General features: G+C 69.7%; 19 protein-coding genes. 11 read left to right on the top strand and 8 right to left on the bottom strand.

Annotated elements, in window-relative coordinates; all coding sequences use genetic code 11:
* Positions 1-8 precede the first annotated feature (8 nt).
* Positions 9-503, bottom strand: coding sequence for a hypothetical protein (locus GRX01_RS09885; RefSeq protein WP_159666451.1), 495 nt, complete (start codon positions 501-503; stop codon positions 9-11).
* Positions 504-513: 10 nt separating this feature from the next.
* On the bottom strand, positions 514-1,194 hold the full coding sequence (locus GRX01_RS09880; RefSeq protein WP_201289558.1) for a hypothetical protein: 681 nt from the start codon (positions 1,192-1,194) through the stop codon (positions 514-516).
* A 57-nt stretch (positions 1,195-1,251) separates the two neighbouring features.
* Here GRX01_RS09880 and GRX01_RS09875 point away from each other — a divergent pair, with 57 nt between their 5' ends.
* Positions 1,252-2,019 carry a VOC family protein gene (locus GRX01_RS09875; RefSeq protein WP_159666448.1) on the top strand — a complete coding sequence of 256 codons (768 nt, stop codon included), beginning with the start codon at positions 1,252-1,254 and terminating at the stop codon, positions 2,017-2,019.
* A gap of 367 nt (positions 2,020-2,386) precedes the next feature.
* Positions 2,387-2,743 carry a four-helix bundle copper-binding protein gene (locus GRX01_RS09870; protein WP_159666445.1) on the top strand — a complete coding sequence of 119 codons (357 nt, stop codon included), beginning with the start codon at positions 2,387-2,389 and terminating at the stop codon, positions 2,741-2,743.
* Between the two features lie 419 nt (positions 2,744-3,162).
* On the opposite strand, the gene GRX01_RS09865 is transcribed toward GRX01_RS09870, so the two are convergent.
* Positions 3,163-3,480: an antibiotic biosynthesis monooxygenase gene (locus tag GRX01_RS09865; RefSeq protein WP_159666442.1), complete on the bottom strand. Its 318-nt coding sequence runs from the start codon at positions 3,478-3,480 to the stop codon at positions 3,163-3,165.
* Between the two features lie 149 nt (positions 3,481-3,629).
* Positions 3,630-3,920, bottom strand: a complete 291-nt coding sequence (locus tag GRX01_RS09860; RefSeq protein ID WP_159666439.1) for a DUF5779 family protein — start codon at positions 3,918-3,920, stop codon at positions 3,630-3,632.
* Positions 3,921-4,280: 360 nt separating this feature from the next.
* Here GRX01_RS09860 and GRX01_RS09855 point away from each other — a divergent pair, with 360 nt between their 5' ends.
* From GRX01_RS09855 to GRX01_RS09820, 8 genes are all read left to right on the top strand, one after another.
* Complete coding sequence (locus GRX01_RS09855; protein ID WP_159666589.1) at positions 4,281-5,462, top strand: LeuA family protein; 1,182 nt, start codon at positions 4,281-4,283, stop codon at positions 5,460-5,462.
* Positions 5,463-5,795: 333 nt separating this feature from the next.
* Positions 5,796-7,640, top strand: coding sequence for a biosynthetic-type acetolactate synthase large subunit (ilvB, locus tag GRX01_RS09850; protein WP_159666436.1), 1,845 nt, complete (start codon positions 5,796-5,798; stop codon positions 7,638-7,640).
* Positions 7,637-8,428, top strand: coding sequence for an acetolactate synthase small subunit (gene ilvN, locus GRX01_RS09845; RefSeq protein WP_159666433.1), 792 nt, complete (start codon positions 7,637-7,639; stop codon positions 8,426-8,428). The genes ilvB and ilvN overlap by 4 nt, the downstream gene beginning before the upstream one ends.
* Before the next feature lie 24 nt (positions 8,429-8,452).
* Complete coding sequence (gene ilvC, locus GRX01_RS09840) at positions 8,453-9,520, top strand: ketol-acid reductoisomerase (RefSeq protein WP_159666417.1); 1,068 nt, start codon at positions 8,453-8,455, stop codon at positions 9,518-9,520.
* A complete protein-coding gene (locus GRX01_RS09835; protein ID WP_159666415.1) occupies positions 9,513-9,662 on the top strand; it encodes a hypothetical protein in 150 nt (49 codons plus the stop codon). The genes ilvC and GRX01_RS09835 overlap by 8 nt, the downstream gene beginning before the upstream one ends.
* Before the next feature lie 2 nt (positions 9,663-9,664).
* Positions 9,665-11,116, top strand: a complete 1,452-nt coding sequence (gene leuC, locus GRX01_RS09830) for a 3-isopropylmalate dehydratase large subunit (protein ID WP_159666412.1) — start codon at positions 9,665-9,667, stop codon at positions 11,114-11,116.
* On the top strand, positions 11,113-11,763 hold the full coding sequence (locus tag GRX01_RS09825) for a 3-isopropylmalate dehydratase small subunit (RefSeq protein WP_159666409.1): 651 nt from the start codon (positions 11,113-11,115) through the stop codon (positions 11,761-11,763). Before leuC ends, GRX01_RS09825 begins: the two co-directional genes overlap by 4 nt.
* Positions 11,756-12,778 carry an isocitrate/isopropylmalate dehydrogenase family protein gene (locus GRX01_RS09820; protein WP_159666406.1) on the top strand — a complete coding sequence of 341 codons (1,023 nt, stop codon included), beginning with the start codon at positions 11,756-11,758 and terminating at the stop codon, positions 12,776-12,778. The genes GRX01_RS09825 and GRX01_RS09820 overlap by 8 nt, the downstream gene beginning before the upstream one ends.
* Before the next feature lie 79 nt (positions 12,779-12,857).
* Here the strand turns inward: GRX01_RS09820 and GRX01_RS09815 are convergent, their stop codons facing one another.
* Together GRX01_RS09815 and GRX01_RS09810 are read right to left on the bottom strand one after the other, a co-directional pair.
* Complete coding sequence (locus GRX01_RS09815) at positions 12,858-13,313, bottom strand: DUF5799 family protein (RefSeq protein ID WP_159666403.1); 456 nt, start codon at positions 13,311-13,313, stop codon at positions 12,858-12,860.
* A gap of 128 nt (positions 13,314-13,441) precedes the next feature.
* Positions 13,442-15,049 (bottom strand): S8 family serine peptidase, encoded by a 1,608-nt coding sequence (locus GRX01_RS09810; protein WP_159666400.1) that lies wholly within the window; start codon positions 15,047-15,049, stop codon positions 13,442-13,444.
* A 379-nt stretch (positions 15,050-15,428) separates the two neighbouring features.
* Here GRX01_RS09810 and GRX01_RS09805 point away from each other — a divergent pair, with 379 nt between their 5' ends.
* Positions 15,429-16,019 (top strand): NYN domain-containing protein, encoded by a 591-nt coding sequence (locus GRX01_RS09805; protein ID WP_159666364.1) that lies wholly within the window; start codon positions 15,429-15,431, stop codon positions 16,017-16,019.
* 112 nt (positions 16,020-16,131) lie between these two features.
* Here GRX01_RS09805 and GRX01_RS09800 read toward each other — a convergent pair whose 3' ends face one another.
* Complete coding sequence (locus tag GRX01_RS09800) at positions 16,132-16,719, bottom strand: hypothetical protein (protein WP_159666361.1); 588 nt, start codon at positions 16,717-16,719, stop codon at positions 16,132-16,134.
* Between the two features lie 98 nt (positions 16,720-16,817).
* Entirely contained in the window at positions 16,818-17,813 is a 996-nt protein-coding gene (locus tag GRX01_RS09795) for a radical SAM protein (protein WP_159666358.1), read from the bottom strand.
* Positions 17,814-17,864 lie beyond the last annotated feature (51 nt).

Genomic DNA, 17,864 nt, shown 5'->3' with positions numbered 1-17,864 from the left:
TTACGTAGTCACTCCTCGATCCCCTCCTCGGGCGGATGCGCGTCGACGACGGCCAGCTCCCGCCGCCGGCCCCGGCGGTCGTACGCGGTCACGTCGTCGGAGTCGTACGGCGGCACCGCCACCAGCACCGCGGCCGCGAGGTCGTCCTCCTCCGTGAGCCGCCGGTCGCCGCGGGGGTGCGAGAGGAACCGCGCGCGCCCCGGCGGCCGTCCCAGATCCATTCCGAAGACCGCCGAGACGGAACCGGCGGCGGCCGGGAAGTAGAAGTGCGTGAGCACGGGCGTCGACGGGTCCAGATCCGCGGGCGGGTCGACCAACTCGCCCGCGGGCGTCGCGTCCAGCACGACGTTCTCCGCCTCCGGGTCGGCGTCCGCCGCGCGCTCGACCAGCAGGGCGAGCAGGTCGGCGGTGATGTGGACGGCCGCTGGGTCGGTGTGGGGCACGTCGTCGTCCGGGCCGCCCACGGCGTCGGCGGCGCCGCCTCCGCCGGCTGTGGGACTCACGGCGGAACGCTCACCCGAGGAGCTGCCCGATGGCCTTCGCGTACAGTCCCGGCGCGTTCCCGCGCGAGCTGTCGAGCGCCGCCGCGAGCTCGCGTCCGGCGTCCGCCATGACGCCGGCGCCGTGACCGCACAGCACCCGCTCGGGGTCCAGCCCGGACAGCGCGCGGCGCGGCGGGAACAGCCGGAGCATCGGGTGCACGCCGAGCGTCTCCGCACCCGTGCGCATGTACGAGGAGGCGCCGACGGACTCCGGGACGTACAGCGTGCCGCCGTCCTCGTCGTACAGGCCGACCTCCTGCCACGGCGGGATCGACGAGTCGCGAACCGTGACCGCCTGCAACCCGCCGAGCTCGCGCCCGAACCGCTCGACGGGCGCGTCGAGCTTCGTGGCGACGCCGGTCATCCAGTCGGGCACGTACACGGGCACGTCATGGCGGGTCGCGACCGCCGCGGCGTCGCGTTTGTGTCGGTCGAGACAGACGACCGTACCGGCCACCTCCCCCTCAAGGTCCGAGAGGAGGTCGTCGACGCCTTCGGCGTCCACCGGATCGAGTACCCATACGTCGCCGTCGACCGACAGGGCGTGGCTCGCGCGCTCCATCGTCTCGTCGGGGTGGGCGATCCAGCCGACGCCGCCCTCGAACTCGTCGATCACCGCGAGGTCGGCGTCGCCGGAGCCTTTCATCGGCATGGACGGTGACATGAGCGCCGCGGGCTTAAGTGGGGTGCCGCCGGAGGGGCGGACGAGATGACGACGCGACCCGCGACGACGCAGCCGCGGCCGGCGCTCGCGTCGCTCGCGCTGGAGGTGACCGACCTCGGGCGCGCGGCGACGTGGTACGCCGACACGTTCGGACTGGTCCCGACCCGTCGAACCGCATCCGAGTGCGCCTTCGAGGTCGGCGGAACCGAGCTCGTGCTCCGCCGGCCGGACTCGGTCCCGCGCGGCGGCCTCCACACGCACTTCGCGTTCGAGACCCCCACCCGCGAGTACCCCGCCTGGCGCGCCCGCTTCTCGGACGCCCCGGAGATCGACTTCGGCTCGTTCCGCTCGCTGTACCTCGAGGACGACGACGGTCACGCGCCCGAGATCGGCGGGACGGCTCCCGACGGGACCGGGACCGGTCTCGTCGGGGTCTTCGAGGTGGTGCTGGAGGTGGCGAACGTCGACCTCGCGAGCGACTGCTGGTCGGCGCTGGGCTTCTCGGCGGTCGACCGCGGCGACGAGCGGCGGCGGGTTCGGATGCGCGGTCCCACCGGGGCCGACCGACAGTTCGACGTCGAGCTGTGGGAGCCGCAGTTGGGGCTCGCCGACGCCCGCGGCGGCGTCCACGTCGATCTGACGGTTCGAGTGCACGAACCCGCCGCCGTCGCCGACCACGCGTACGGCGATCTCCCGTCGGTGACGGTGCAAGAGGCGCCCGACGGCTCGGTCGAGCTGTACGACCCCGACGGCCACCACCTCGTGTTGGTGCCCGCGGACGGGGATGTGAGTTCGGAGAAGGCGACACAGTGACCGTGGACGGGCACGGCGACAGCGGAGACGGGGGCGACGGACCGACCGACCACGGCCGTCGGCACGTCGCGGTCGAGGACGTACGGAACGCATCGTATCCGGCACGCGCGAAACGCGGGAGAACGCGACCTCGGGAGAGGGAATCCCGGACCGATGTGTCCGTAACCGTGTAGCTACTCACAAGTTGTTCACCGCACCCGCCGCTCGAGACAGTCAGGGTCCAGCGAGCCTCCCATCGCCGATGGTCGGAAGCAGATATTGTTTCGTATAGTTCGGGACGACCACGGTAGCAGTTCAACATCGGAGACAAGCCCCTGCAGGTGCAAGCTAATCGGTTATTCAACTGTCAAGCCACCCCTCGAGTGGAATGTCCCTCACAGAAACAGTTTCGAAGATCGACAGTCTGAGCGACGAACAACGCGAATGCATCGAGAACTGTAACGAGGCCGCCGAGGTCTGTGAATGGTGTGCCGACGAGTGCCTCGGGAGCGAGGAGACGGAGGAGTGCGCCCGACTCTGCCGGGACGTCGCCGATCTCACGTCGATGCACGCCCGGTTCATGGCCAGGAGCTCGGACTACAGCGGTCAGCTCGCCGAAGTCTGTGCCGACGCGTGTGAGGAGTGCGCCGACGAGTGCGAGCGCCACGACGCCGACCACTGCCGAACCTGTGCGGAGGTCCTCCGGGAGTGCGCCGAGAGTTGCCGTCGGATGGCGAGCGCGTAATCGATCGACCGACGGCACCACCCGTTTTAGATCATCACCCTGTGCGAAGTCACGGTCGCCCCCCGGGCGAGTCTCACCGGATAGAAATCAGGGACGTCCGAGCCGACTCGAAGACTACCGTCGGCAGGTGGGCGCCGTGAATCCGATCTACCCCGTTGGTGGCGTCGACTCGCTCCTGTTGACCGTGGTCGATATTCTCCGGACGACGCTGTGGGTCGAGGGGAAGGCTGGTCCCCTCACGACCTGACCGATGTCCAGTACGTCGAAGCTCCTCGGGAAGGTGTGCGGTGAGGATCCACGGGCCGTCCCGATCTCCGGACTGGTGATGTTCACCGAATCGACCGAGGCCGTCCCGAGGAGTCGGTTCACGGACGCCCCGGAGGTCTCAGCGTCATGCAGGTAGCGATGAGCTGTCCCGTCTAGTACTCTACCTGCTCTCTCACCTCGTAGTGCTGAGCGTGCTCGTCGAACCTCGCGAGTACTTCACGGGCCTCCGGAGGCACGTGAGCGTCCTCGTACCGTTCGCCCGCGAACTCCTTCACCGAGTCGATCGATTCGAACCGCATGATCGTGACGAACTCGACCTCCTCCGGGTGTGACCGACGCAACATCCGAAACCCACGATAGCCGTCTATGTCCTTGTCAGCGAAGCTCGGAACGATCTCCTCTCTCAGGAGCCGCTCGTACTCGTCCGCCTTTTCCGGGGTCGTCCATCCGTGCCAAATGCGCTCGATCATCGGAATCCCGTCGACGTTCGATCCCTTCCGGTCGGACGAACATAGGTGTCATGAGGGCTCTTCAACGTGTACCGGGGCCAACTTGTGCACCGACCGCTTCCCGGGGTCGTCGCCTGACGGGTCCGAGCCCCGAGAACGGCCGCGAACGCTCAGCTCAACTTCTCGGTGTCGACGTCGACGCCCGGCGGGGAGACGACGAGAAAGCCCCGGAAGTGGGTCAGCTCCCCGCCCATGTCCTTCACTTCGCGCGCGAAGCCGGCGGCCCGCTCGTTCAGGTCCCCGTCGACGGCGAGCACGAGCACGTTGCCGTACTCCACGTTGCGCACCCAGTGCTCGGGCTCGGTCTCCCCGTCGAGCACCCCGAGGACCACGTCCCCCACCGTCCCCTCCGACTCGATCATCTCCTCCGCGTCGCGGAGGTCGAGCCCGAAATCGCTCATATCGCGGCCCACGGCGTGTGCTTTCAAAAGGGTTCGGTCCGCGGTCGGAGTTCTGTTCGACTCCACCGGGCCCGGTTCTCGCGAGCGCGACCCTCCCGTATCGGGTGTCGGTCCGACGACGCAGATCCCTCCATCCGTCAATACCATGTGTATTAGGAGGTACTAAGAATAGTGTTCGATGGGTAGTCGACGCAGTCATGCGATCACGGTCCGATCGAACGGTCGCAACGGATCGTCGCGGCGGCGGCGACCTGTCCGACCACAACGCTTTACAATGAGCTCTCTCCTCCCATGGGATGATGTCCCATAATCAGGACTCGTCGGTAACCAGTCCGGCGGAACGGGTTCTTCCAGGGCACACTGAGTGCAACTGACGAGTTCGATTCTGTCCGTATCTTCGACACGACGCTTCGCGACGGCGAGCAGTCGCCGCGCACGTCGTTCGACTACGAGGAGAAACGAGAGATAGCCGCGGCGCTCGACGAGCTGGGCGTGTCCGTCATCGAGGCGGGCTTCCCGGTCAACTCCGACGCGGAGTTCGAGGCCGTCAGCGACATCGCGGAGTCGACCGACACGACCGTCTGCGGGCTCGCCCGCGTGGTCGAGAAGGACATTCAGGCCGCCATCGACTCGGGGGTCGGGATGATCCACACGTTCGTCTCCACGAGCGACGTACAGATCGAGGACTCGATGCACGCCACCCGCGAGGAGGTGAAACAGCGGGCGGTCGAGGCCGTCGAGATGGCCAAGGACTCGGGCGCGGAGGTGATGTTCTCCCCGATGGACGCCACCCGAACACAGGAGTCGTTCCTGGTCGAGGTGATCGAGGCCGTCGACGAGGTCGGCGTCGACTGGATCAACATCCCCGACACCTGCGGGGTGGCGACGCCGCGACGCTTCGGCGACCTGATCGAGGTCGTGACCGACCACACCGACGCCGGCGTCGACGTCCACACCCACGACGACTTCGGGCTGGCCGGCGCGAACGCGCTGGCCGGCGTGGAGGCCGGCGCCGACCAGGTGCAGGTGTCGGTCAACGGCATCGGCGAGCGCGCCGGAAACGCCGCGCTCGAGGAGGTCGTCATGGCCGCCGAGTCGCTGTACGACGCCGACACCGGCGTCGACACGACCATGATCACGGAGGTGTCGCGCATGGTCGAGCAGGCTAGCGACATCGCGGTGCCGCCGAACAAGCCCGTGGTGGGGCGCAACGCCTTCAGCCACGAGTCCGGCATCCACGCCGCCGGCGTCATCGAGAACAGCGACACGTTCGAGCCGGGCGTCATGACCCCCGAGATGGTCGGCGCGACCCGCGAACTCGTGATGGGGAAACACACCGGCACCCACTCGGTCCGCGAGCGGCTGACCGACGCCGGCTTCGACCCCACGGAGTCGGAGGTGCGCGCCATCACCCGCCGCGTGAAGGACGCCGGCGCCGAGGGACGCGTGACCATGTCGGACGTGCGCCGGTTCGCCCGCGAGGAGGGCGTGGCCGAGATGGACGACCCCGAGGACGACCGGGAGCGGGAGGCGCGCGTCTGACCGGCCACGGGTGCGACGCCGACGGGCGATCGCCGGCACCGCCGGCGGGCCGCAATCGTTGCCATCCGCGTCACGGTTATATGTGCCGAGCGGATACCTCGCGGCGAGATGACGACGCGACCCGCGCCGACCGCCGTTCGCCCGGCGTCCGCCGAGCGCGTCGTCGCCCTTCTCGCCGGGATCGCGGGTATCGTAGGGGCGTAAGCGCCCCCATATCACCCCAACCCGACCGACGTACCGACGACGCCCGAGACACGTATCGACGGCGACCGACCAGCGACCAGCGATCACCGACCGCGAACGAATGACACACACGGACGGAGGACACCGACGATGAGCGAGCCAGCGACCCCCGACGCCGCGTCGCCCGAGGGGGGCGACGCCGAGGGGCGAACCGACGACGAACAGGAGCGACCCGAGGCGGCGGACGGCACGGATACGGCCGAGGAGGAGGCCGCGGCACGCGAGGAGGCCGCGACGCGCGCGCCCGGCTCGGGCGCCGAGGCGGTCGTCGCCGCGCTCGAAGCCGCGGGCGTCGAGACGGCCTTCGGCGTGCAGGGCGGGGCGATCATGCCCGTGTACGACGCGCTGTCGGCGTCGACGGTGGACCACGTGACGATGGCCCACGAGCAGGGTGCCGTCCACGCCGCCGACGCCTACGGCATCGTCCGCGGCGACCCAGGCGTCTGCATGGCGACCTCGGGACCGGGCGCGACGAACCTCGTAACCGGCATCGCCGACGCGTCGATGGACTCGGACGCGATGCTCGCGCTGACGGGGCAGGTGCCCTCCGACATGGTCGGCTCCGACGCCTTCCAGGAGACCGACACCGTCGGCGTCACCGCGCCTATCACGAAGCACAACTACTTCGCGAGCGACTCCGACGAGGTCGGCAGCACCGTCGGCGAGGCGTTCGCGCTCGCGAACACCGGCCGACCCGGGCCGACCCTGGTCGACCTGCCGAAGGACGTGACCTTCGGCGAGACCGACCGTCCGGTCGGCGAGCCCACGGCGCCGGATCGCGCCGTCCCCGACCTCGAGGCCGACGAGGAGCAGGTCGAGGCGGCCGCGCGCGCGATTCAGGACGCCGAGCGCCCCCTCTGTCTGTTCGGCGGCGGCGTTATCAAGGGCGACGCGACCGAGCAGGCGCGGGCGTTCGCCCGCGAGTTCGAGATCCCGGTCGTGACGACGATGCCCGGCATCGGGAGCTTCCCCGAGGACGACGACCTCTGCCTCTCGTGGGCGGGCATGCACGGCACCGGCTACGCCAACATGGCGATCACGCACACCGACTGCCTGATCGCCGTGGGGACACGCTTCGACGACCGCCTCACCGGCGGCGTCGACACGTTCGCCCCCGAGGCGGAGGTCGTCCACGTCGACATCGACCCCGCCGAGATCTCGAAGAACGTCCACGCTGACTACCCGGTCGTCGGCGACGCCGCGACGGTCCTCGACCAGCTCGACGCCGCCATCGGCTACGGGGACGCCCCCGACACCGAGTCGTGGCGCGCCCAGTGTGACGAGTGGCGCGAGCGGTACCCGATGGACTACGCCATCGACCCCGACGAGCCGGTGAAGCCGCAGTTCGTCGTCGAGGCGTTCGACGCCGCGATGGACGACGACGCGTACGTGACCACCGGCGTCGGCCAACACCAGATGTGGGCCGCCCAGTACTGGACGTACCGCGAGCCGCGCACCTTCGTCTCCTCGCACGGCCTGGGAACCATGGGCTACGGCCTGCCCGGCGCCATCGGCGCCCGCGTCGCGGCCGACGACGACCGCGAGGTGATCAGCTTCGAGGGCGACGGCTCGTTCCTGATGACGATCCAGGAGCTGTCGGTCGCCGTCCGCGAGGACCTCGACATCACCGTCGTCGTCCTCAACAACGAGTACATCGGGATGGTCCGCCAGTGGCAGGACGCCTTCTTCGAGGGCAACCACATGGCCTCCCAGTACGACTGGATGCCGGAGTTCGACACGCTCGCGGAGGCGTTCGGCGCGAAGGGCTTCCGGATCGACGAGTACGACGACGTGGAGGACGTCGTCGAGGCGGCGCTCGCCTACGACGGGCCCTCGGTCGTCGACGCCCACATCGACCCCGAGGAGAACGTCTACCCGATGGTCGCCAGCGGCGCGGCGAACGGTCAGTTCGCGCTCGCGGAGGACCAGTTATGACCGGCGACGTCGACGGAGACCGACCCGGAGACGAGGACGATCGCTCCCCCGAGGAGCCCGCCACCGACGGTGGCACCGACCACCCGGCGGAGTCGCCGATCGCGGAACACGCCCGTCCCGCCGGCGGCGACGCGCCCGAGACGGGGTTGGCGGGACCGACTCCCGAGGACCGTCCGCACCCGACCGGCCGTCGCGACGAACACGGCGTCCGAAAGGAGCCCGACCACGGGCCCGAGCCGACGCGCCGGGCGACCGTCTCGGCGCTCGTCGAGGACGAACCCGGCGTGCTCGCGCGCGCCGCGGGACTGTTCCGGCGGCGACAGTTCAACATCGAGAGCCTGACGGTCGGTCCGACGACCGTCGAGGGCCACTCGCGGATCACGCTCGTCGTCGAGGAGACCGAGGCCGGCATCGAGCAGGCGAAGAAGCAGCTCGCGAAGCTCACGCCCGTCATCGCGGTGGGCGAGCTGAGCGAGGACGCCGTCGCCGCCGAGCTCGTGCTGCTGAAGGTGCGCGGCGAGGAGCCCGACAAGGTCCACGCGATCACCTCGATGTACGACGGGCAGACGCTCGACGCCGGGCCGCGCACCATCACGGTGCAGATCACCGGCGACGAGAACACGATCGACGACGCGATCGACGCGTTCGACCAGTTCGGCATCATCGAGATCGCCCGGACCGGCCAGACGGCGCTGGAGCGGGGGGACTCCCCGACGACGCCCGGCGAGGAGCCGGGCCACTCGGCGGGGTCGACCGACGACGACGAGTTCACCAACTACGACGACTGACGACACACACGAGACACGACAACGATGACAGACTCAGATTCCACCTTCGACACCGAAGTATACTACGACGACGACGCCGACCGCTCGCAGATCGACGGCAAGACCGTGGCCGTGCTCGGGTACGGCAGCCAGGGCCACGCCCACGCGCAGAACCTGCACGACTCCGGCGTCGACGTGATCGTCGGCCTGCGGGAGAACTCCTCCTCTCGCGCGGCCGCAGAGAGCGACGGCCTGCGCGTCGAGACCCCCGACGTCGCCGCGGCGGAGGCGGACGTCGTCTCCGTGCTCGTCCCCGACACCGTTCAACCGGCCGTCTACGAGGCGATCGAGGACGGCATCGAGCCGGGCGACACTCTCCAGTTCGCGCACGGCTTCAACATCCACTACAACCAGATCGTCCCGAAGGAGGGCGTCGACGTGACGATGGTCGCGCCGAAGTCGCCGGGCCACCTCGTGCGGCGCAACTACGAGAACGACGAGGGGACGCCCGGACTGCTCGCCGTCTATCAGGACGCGACCGGCGAGGCGCGCGAGGAGGCACTGGCGTACGCCCACGCGATCGGCTGCACCCGCGCGGGCGTCATCGAGACGACGTTTCAAGAGGAGGTCGAGTCCGACCTCTTCGGCGAGCAGGCGGTGCTGTGCGGCGGCGTCACCTCGCTCGTGAAGCACGGCTACGAGACGCTCGTCGACAACGGCTACTCCCGCGAGATGGCGTACTTCGAGTGCCTGAACGAGCTGAAGCTCATCGTCGACCTGATGTACGAAGGGGGGATGGGCGAGATGTGGGACTCCGTCTCCGACACCGCCGAGTACGGCGGGCTCGTCAAGGGCGACGAGATCGTCGACGACTCCGTCCGCGAGAACATGGAGGAGACGCTGGAGGCGGTGCAGGACGGCACCTTCGCCCGCGAGTGGATCGCCGAGAACCAGGCCGGTCGACCCTCCTACACGCAGCTCCGCGACGCCGAGAAGAACCACGACATCGAGGACGTGGGCGAGGACCTGCGCGCGCTGTTCGCGTGGGGAGAGGGGGAGGAGGCGGAGGCGGCAGCCGACGAGGAGCAGGCCGAGGTACGCGCCGATGACTGAGGACCGAGACGGGACCGACGCGACCGACGGCGGCCGCGACGACGACACCATCTCCGACGTGGATCACGAGGGTCCCGAGACGAGCGCGAACGCTGTCTGGGCCCGCGGGGACGACGTCGACAGCGACGCCGAGGAGGAGTGACCATGAGCCGAGGAACGCTGTACGACAAGGTGTGGGAGCGCCACAAGGTGGCGGACCTGCCGAACGGACAGGACCAGCTGTTCATCGGCCTCCACCTCGTCCACGAGGTGACGAGCCCGCAGGCGTTCGGAATGCTGCGCGAGCGCGACATGGAGGTCGCGTTCCCGGACCGTACCGTCGCGACGACCGACCACATCGTCCCGACGACGAGCGAGGGGCGAGAGCGCCCGCTCGCGGACGAGCGCGCCGAGGAGATGCTCACCCACCTGGAACACAACACCGAGGACGCGGGCATCCGCTTCTTCGGCCTCGACGACGACCGGCAGGGCATCGCCCACGTCGTCGGCCCGGAGCTGGGCTTCGTCCAGCCGGGGATGACCGTCGTCTGCGGCGACAGCCACACCTCGACCCACGGCGCCTTCGGCGCCATCGGGATGGGGATCGGCACCAGCCAGATCCGCGACGTGTTCGCCACCGGTTCCATCTCGGCCGACAAGAAGGCCGTCCGGCGCGTCGAGGTGACCGGCGAGCTCGGCGACGGCGTCGGCGCCAAGGACGTGATCCTCCACGTGATCCGCGAACTCGGCGTCGACGGCGGCGTCGGCCACGTGTACGAGTACGGCGGCGAGGCGATCCGGAGCCTCGACATGGAGGGCCGCCTCGCGGTGTGCAACATGTCCATCGAGGGCGGCGCCCGCGCGGGCTACATCAACCCCGACGAGACCACCTACGAGTACCTCCGCGGCCGCGAGTTCGCCCCCGAGGGCGACGAGTTCGAGGAGCGAAAGGAGTACTGGGAGTCCATCCGTTCGGACGAGGACGCCCAGTACGACGACTGGGTCGAGGTCGACGCCGACGACCTCGCGCCGCAGGTGTCGTGGGGCACCAACCCCGAACAGGTCGTCGGCGTGGACGAACCCGTGCCGGAGCCGAGCGAGACGCGCGACCCCGACGCGGCCGAATCCGCGCAGGCCCACACCGAGGTCACGCCCGGCGAGACGATGGAGGGACACGAGGTCGACGTGGCGTTCCTCGGTACCTGCACGAACGGCCGCGTCGCCGACTTCCGCGAGGCCGCGAAGGTGCTGAAGGGCCGCGAGGTCGACGACGACGTGCGCGCGCTCGCGGTGCCCGGCTCCGGCACGGTCAAGCGGAAGCTGGAGGCCGAGGGCATCGACCAGGTCTTCAAGGACGCCGGCTTCCAGTGGCGCGAGGCCGGCTGTTCGATGTGTCTGGCGATGAACGACGACGCGCTGGAGGGCGACGAGGTCTGTGCGTCCTCCTCGAACCGCAACTACGTCGGTCGCCAGGGGAGCACCGAGGGACGTACCCACCTGATGTCGCCCGGGATGGTCGCCGCCGCGGCCGTCGAGGGCGCCGTGACCGACGTGCGCGAGTTCGACACCGCCGACGAGGTGGGCGAACCGGTCGCGGACGCGGAGGTGGACGGATGACCGACGACGCGCCCGGGAGCGCCGGCGACGACGCGCCCGAGACTGACGACGCGGCGGTGCCCGCGATCCGGCGCGTCGCCGGCACGGGCGTCCCGCTTCGGGGCGACGACGTCGACACGGACCAGATCCTCCCCGCCCGGTTCCTGAAGGCGGTGACCTTCGACGACATGGGCGAGTACGCCTTCTACGACCAGCGCCGCGACGCGGACGGCGAGTTGAACGACCATCCGTTCAACGAGTACCAGGGCGCGAACGTCCTCGCGGTCAACGACAACTTCGGCTGCGGCTCCTCCCGCGAGCACGCCCCGCAGGGGCTGATGCGCTGGGGCGTCGAGGCGATCGTCGGCGAGTCGTTCGCGGAGATCTTCGAGGACAACTGCAAGTCGCTGGGGATCGCGACGCTCGCGGTCGACCACGAGGACGCCGTCGACCTGCAGGAGTTCATCGAGGCGAACCCCGACGCCGGCATCGAGGTCGACGTGCGCGCCGAGACCGTCCGCTACGACGGGAGGGCCGTCGAGGGCGACGTGCCCGACGCGATGCGCGAGGCCCTGTTGGAGGGGATCTGGGACACGACCGCGGTGATGCGGACGAACCTCGACCGCGCGAAGGCGGTCAACGACAGCCTGCCGTACACCGATGACTGAGTCGGAACCCACGGACGCAAGGCGGGGCGACGGCGGCGAGGTCCCCGAGATCGCGGTCATCGAGGGCGACGGCATCGGGCGGGAGGTCGTTCCCGCGGCCGTCGAGGTGCTGGAGGCCGTCGGCGACTACACGTTCACCGAGGGCGAGGCGGGCGACGCGACGCTCGATGAGACGGGCGAGGCGCTCCCCGCGGAGACGTACGAACTGGCCGCGTCCGCCGACGCGACGCTGTTCGGCGCCGCCGGCGAGTCGGCCGCGGACGTGATCCTCCCGTTGCGGGAGGCCGTCGGCTCGTTCGTCAACATCCGACCCGCGCGGGCGTACCCCGGCGTCGACGCGCTCCGACCGGAGACGGACGTCGTCTTCCTCCGGGAGAACACCGAGGGCGTGTACGCGGGCCACGAGGACCGCCTCACCGACGACGTGTCGACGCTGACGCGCGTGGTGACGAAGACCGCCTCCCGACGCCTCGGCGAGTTCGCGTGCGAGTACGTCGAGGAACGGGGGAAGAACGGCTTCACCGTCGCGCACAAGGCGAACGTGATGCGCGAGACGGACGGACTGTTCCGCGATACGGTGCTCGCGACGGCCGACGAGGCGGGCGTCGACGCCGACACCGTCCTCATGGACGCGTTCGCGACACACGTCTGTCTCGATCCGGAGCAGTTCGACGTGGTCGTCTGCCCCAACCTCGCGGGCGACGTGCTCTCGGATCTGGCCGCCGGGCTGGTCGGCGGGCTCGGCCTGCTCCCCTCCGCGAACGTGGGGTCCGAGCGCGGCCTGTTCGAGCCGGTCCACGGCACCGCGCCGGACATCGCCGGCGAGGGCGTCGCGAACCCCTCGGCGACGATCCTCTCGGCCGCGATGCTCGTCGAGTCGCTCGGCGACGACGACGCCGGCGCGCGGATCCGTTCGGCGGTCGAGGGCGTCCTCTCCGACGGGCCCCGAACGCCCGATCTGGGCGGCGAGGCGACGACGCGCGAGGTGACTGACGCGGTGCTGGCGCGGCTGTAGCGACCGGCGGCGGCGTTCCGTCCGCGACGTGGACTACCCCAGTATGAGCCGGGGACCCGTCCTCGTACGCGAGGTGAACCTACTCCTGATACGCGAGCCGGACCTGGTCGAACTTCCCCTTCGATTCGAGGTGTCGCTGGAGCTCGTCGGCGTACTCCTGCGTGAGTCGCTCCGCGGCCTCGAGTTTCTGGTCGTCGACGCCGCCGCCACCCCCACCGCCGAGGATGGCGTCCTTGATGTCGGAGACGATCTCCCCGAACGCGCCGTTCGAGGAGCCGCCGTCGGATCCGCCGCCGGCCATCGCGCCCATCTGCTGGGAGATGTTGTCCAACTCGGGCATGATCTGCGGCAGCTTCGAGGTGTCGGCAACGACCCGGGCGCTCTCGGGATCGTCGGCGTCCTCGATCTCGAACTCGACGGCGGTCATGATCAGCCCCCACTCCTGGTTCGAGAACTCCGACTGTCGAACACGGTCGTTGAACTCGCGGTCGACGGTCATCCGCTCGCCGACGATCGCGTCGGTCCAATCGCTCATACCCGTCCGATCGCGGGCGGCGGATATGTCCGTTTCCCTCGGAGGACGTGGTCCCCGACTCCCGACGACTCTCGGCGGCGCCGAGTCGGTTCGCCGGGGACATCCAGGAGCCTCCCACTCGGCGTTCCTTACTGGTACTCGGTGATCGTCACGGTGTAGCCGCCCGAACCGCTGTAGGAGTCCACGTCGACCTGCATGTCGGTCGAGTCGTCCGGGGCGTCGATCGTGATCGACTCCTGACTGTCCGTCGACCGTGATGCGTAGTCGTAGTCGCCCGGCGAGGCGTTCTGCGTGGTCCCGGTGTTGACGTACAGGTCGAAGTCGGCGTCGGCCGGCCCGTCGAGTTCGACGACGACGCGGCTCGGCGACGAGTAGTTCCACGACCACGAGTAGTCGTCGTAGTCCCAGGAGCCCGAGAGGCTTCCGTCGACCGAGCCGGTCGTGGAGTCGCCGGTCCCGCCGTCGTCGCCCCCGTCGTCGCCGCCACCGCCGCCGCCCGAGTCGGCCGGGTCGGTCGTGACGGCCGCGAGGGCGTCGACCTGCCCGCTCCCCTGCTCGTCCGCGGAGAGGCCGACGTCGGCGGCGGTCGCCTTGAGGTGGTCGCGCAGTTCGAGGTTCGTCAGATCCGGCCACGCTGCGAGCGTGAGCCCGGCGACCCCGGAGGTGACCGGCGTCGCCATCGAGGTGCCGGACAGCTCCTCATAGGAGCCGCGGGACTCCGTCGTCGTCGAGAGGACGTTGACGCCCGGCGCACACAGCTCGACGGAGTCGCCGTACTGCGAGAACGACGCGAGGTTCTCGTTCGAGTCGACCGCCGAGACGGCCACGCACTCCGAGTACGCCGCCGGGTAGCTCACCGACGAGGAGCCGTCGTTGCCCGCGGCGGCGACGACGAGCGCGCCGTTGTCGTCGGCGTAGCTCACGGCGTTCTTCATCGTGTCCGTGTAGCCGCCGCCCCCGAGGCTGAGGTTGATCACGTCGGCGCCCTGGTCGGCCGCCCACTGGACCGCGTCCGCGATGTCGGCGGTGGACCCGGACCCGGACTCGTCGAGCGAGCGACCGTTGATGAGCGTGGAGTTCCCCTGCCCGGCGACGCCGCTGCCGTTGTCGACGACCGCCGCCGCACAGCCGGAGACGTGCGTGCCGTGGTACTCGTCGCTCGGGGCGTCGGGGTAGGGGTCGGAGTCGCCGTCCGCGAAGTCGTATCCGGGATCCGAGGCGTAGTTGCCTGCGAGGTCCGGATGGTCGTACTGCGCGCCGGTGTCGACGACGGCGACGGTGACCGATGCGTCGCCGAGGGTGGTGTCCCACGCGTCGTCGGCGTTCACCTGCTGGGGGGCGTACTGGCTCCCGAACTGCGGGTCGTTCGGGGCGAGTTGGGTTTCCAGCGTCTCGTTGTCCTCGGCGTACTTGATGTGATCCTTCCTCGTGATCGCGTCGATGAAGTTCTCCCGAGCCACGTCGGCGGCCTGTTCGGGGAACTTCACCGCCACGTAGCTGAGCGTCTCGTTGCTGTGAACGACCTCGGCGTTACCGGGGACGTACTGGGCGACCTCCCCCTCGATCTCGTCGGCGGAGGCGGAGACGCCGACCAGTATCTCGCCCTCCTTCGGCCCGGGATCCCGTCCCGGTCGAGCGGCGGCGACGCCGCTCGTCGCCGCGATCCCGGCGACCGCGCCGGTCAGCTTCAGGAAGCCACGCCGCTTCAGGTCGTCGCGTTCGGTGTGGTCTGACATGCGACGCGTTCACGAGGAGGTAGGCGAGCCTTAATTCTACTGTTCTTTTCGTAATTATAATATCGAATTCATACTAATTAGCAAACGGAAACAAACTCGGCGACGGTGGAGAAACCGATCGTCGGTCGAGGCTTCACCGGTGCGTCGCAGTCGACGGTCGGCCGATCCCGTACGTCCGGCCCCGTCGCGCTCGTCGGTGCGCCGGCAGTCGCCCCCTCCCCGGGGTCCCGTCGGCCGTCCACCCCTCGTCGACGCTCAGGCCGCAGCTCCCGCGTCGGCCAAGGCGTGGAGCGACCGATCTCCGACCGGTCGCCCGGATCGGCGGACACGGACCCAGCCGAACCGGAACGCGTATCGGCGCCGGGCCGAACCGGCGGACATGGGACTGCTCGACCGCCTCCTCGGGAGGCACGCCTCGGGCGGCGGTGTCCGTCCGAGGACGGACGACGCCGGTGGCGCCGACATCGACGCGGTCGGGGAAGGTGCCGTCGGGTCGGCCGGGCCGCGCGGGCCGTGGCGCGACGCCGACGGCGACGCCGCGGCGCCGCGTGGCGTCGCGCTGTTCGTCGACGGACCGAACGTCTTCCGCGAGGAGTTCGACGTGGACTTCGCGGACCTGCGCGCGGCGGCGACGCGCGGGGACGGGACCGGAGGCGATCTCGTCACCGCGCGACTGTATCTCGACGAACACGCGACGCCGGGACTGATTCAGGCCGCCGAGGCCAACGGCTTTCAGGTGATCACCACCAGCGGCGACGTGGACGTGAAGCTCGCCGTCGACGTGGCGTCGTTCGCGGCCGAGCGCCGCGCGGCGACGGTGGCGGTCGCCTCCCGCGACACGGACTTCAAGCCCGCGCTGGAGGTCGCCAACGAGTACGGGCTCCGGACGCTCGCGATCGCGCCGGGAAGCCACGGGCGGTCGGACGCGCTCCGGCGAAGTGCCGACGACGCGGTGACACTCGGGGAATAGCGGCCCACACGACGACCGGCGGCCGCGGCACGCCGCCCCTCGATCCGGCTGTCGGGGCCCGACGACCGCGGATCGACGGCCACGGCACGGTCGACCGCCGCCGCGGGGCCGCTCACCCGTCGGTGGCTCCCTCGCGGATCGACCGGAGTCCGGCGCCGAGCAGATATCCACCCGCGGTCGACACGACGACCGCAGTGATGACGACCGCGAGCACCGGAACCGCGACGAACGCTCCCCAGCCGAGCACCGACAGCCCCACGAAGAGGAACGTGTACGCGCGCTCGCCGGCCCGCGCCGTGACCGACGGGAACCCCGCCGCGAGCAGCAGGCTTCCGACGAGATACCAGCCGATGACCGTCAGCGTCGGGACCAACACGTTCCCCCCGAGGAGTTTCACGGCGGTCAGCCGATGCCGGGACCCGCCGTTCGGGGAGACGAGCGCGCCGACGGCGCCGGCGGTCACGGCCGGGAGCGCCAACGCCAGCGCGTGGTACCGGGGCGAGGCGCTCGCGAACGCCTCGACGGAGACCAGCCCGGCGTCGAACCCGGGGCGACCGCCCCCGTAGAACCCGGGGGCGCCGCCCCGAGCGATCGGGAGCAGGACGTACGCGACGAGTCCGGAGGCAGACGTGAGCGCGCCCCCGGCGATCCCGAGCCGTACCGTGGGGTCCGCCAGCGTCGCACGGAGGTAGCGACTCACGGCGACTCACCGCCGGACACACCGAGCCAGGCCGTGTAAGGAGGGATCACTGGCTGCCGATTCGAGGGCGGGTGTGAAAAGCGGAGGGGCCCCGGTCGCTACGCCAGCGGCGTCCGCTCGACGACCGTGCCGTCGTAGGTGGGGTACTGCTCGACGACCTCGCCGTCGTCGAGGTCGCCCTCCTCGATCATCTCCTCCAGCAGCCACCACGCGACTTCTACGTGCTCGGACTTGACGGAGTAGAACTCCTCGGGGACCTCCAGCTGGTCGAAGCGCTCGGGCTCGGTGTACGTCTTCCCGTAGACGAGAGTGCCGTCGTCGGTCACCTCGTCGAACGGGCGCCGGAGGTTGCGCGCCATCCGCTTGAGGCGGTTGCGGTGCTGGGCGGCGTCCTTGAACACGGACGTACAGAAGTACACCTTCTCGTGGTCGCCCATCACCTCCAGGATCTCCTCCTTCGAGCCCTCGACGGCGGACATGTGTCCCTCCTGTAGCTCGAAGCCCTGCTCCTGCATCCGGCGGTAGTTCCCGTCGGACATCTCGAACTCGTTGACGTTGCAGAAGTCGGCGGCGCCCTCGTCCAGAAACTCCAGGAACTCCTCCTCCGCACGAATGCCGGGGATCTCGAACGCCGGCGTCAGGCCCTCCTCGCGGGCGACGTACAGGATGTCCTCCCACTCGGTGCCGTGGAGGTCGCCCCACTGCTCCACCGGCGGATGGAACCGGATCTCGTCGAGTCCGGCCTCCGAGAGGCGGCGCATGTTCTCGCGCCCGCCCGGGATGCCCGTGTAGAGGTGCGTGTGGTGGTCCTCGCCGAACTCCTCCTTCAACAGTCGGAGATACCGACAGGTCTTCGCCATCGCCTCCTGCGGCTCGCCGCCGGTGATCGAGGTGCCCAGCGCCGACATCCGCTTGGCCTCCTCGATGACGTCCTCGTCGGACTCGACGAGGCGCTCGTTGGCGTACACGTCGGTGACGTTCTTTCGGTTCTCCCCGAGCGGACAGTAGAAGCAGTCGCGCTGGTCGCAGTAGCCGTACACGAACAGCACCATCTTCCCGCCCTTGGAGCACTGTTCACAGCCCTTCGAGATCATTCGGTACGTCATGTACCGGGCCGAGCGGCAAAAACGGTGCGATACAGCCCC

Origin of the sequence: Halobaculum saliterrae (assembly GCF_009831625.1) — an archaeon.
Classification (GTDB): domain Archaea; phylum Halobacteriota; class Halobacteria; order Halobacteriales; family Haloferacaceae; genus Halobaculum; species Halobaculum saliterrae.
Note: the sequence above shows the minus strand (reverse complement) of the source record. Positions and strands in the feature narration are given on the sequence as shown.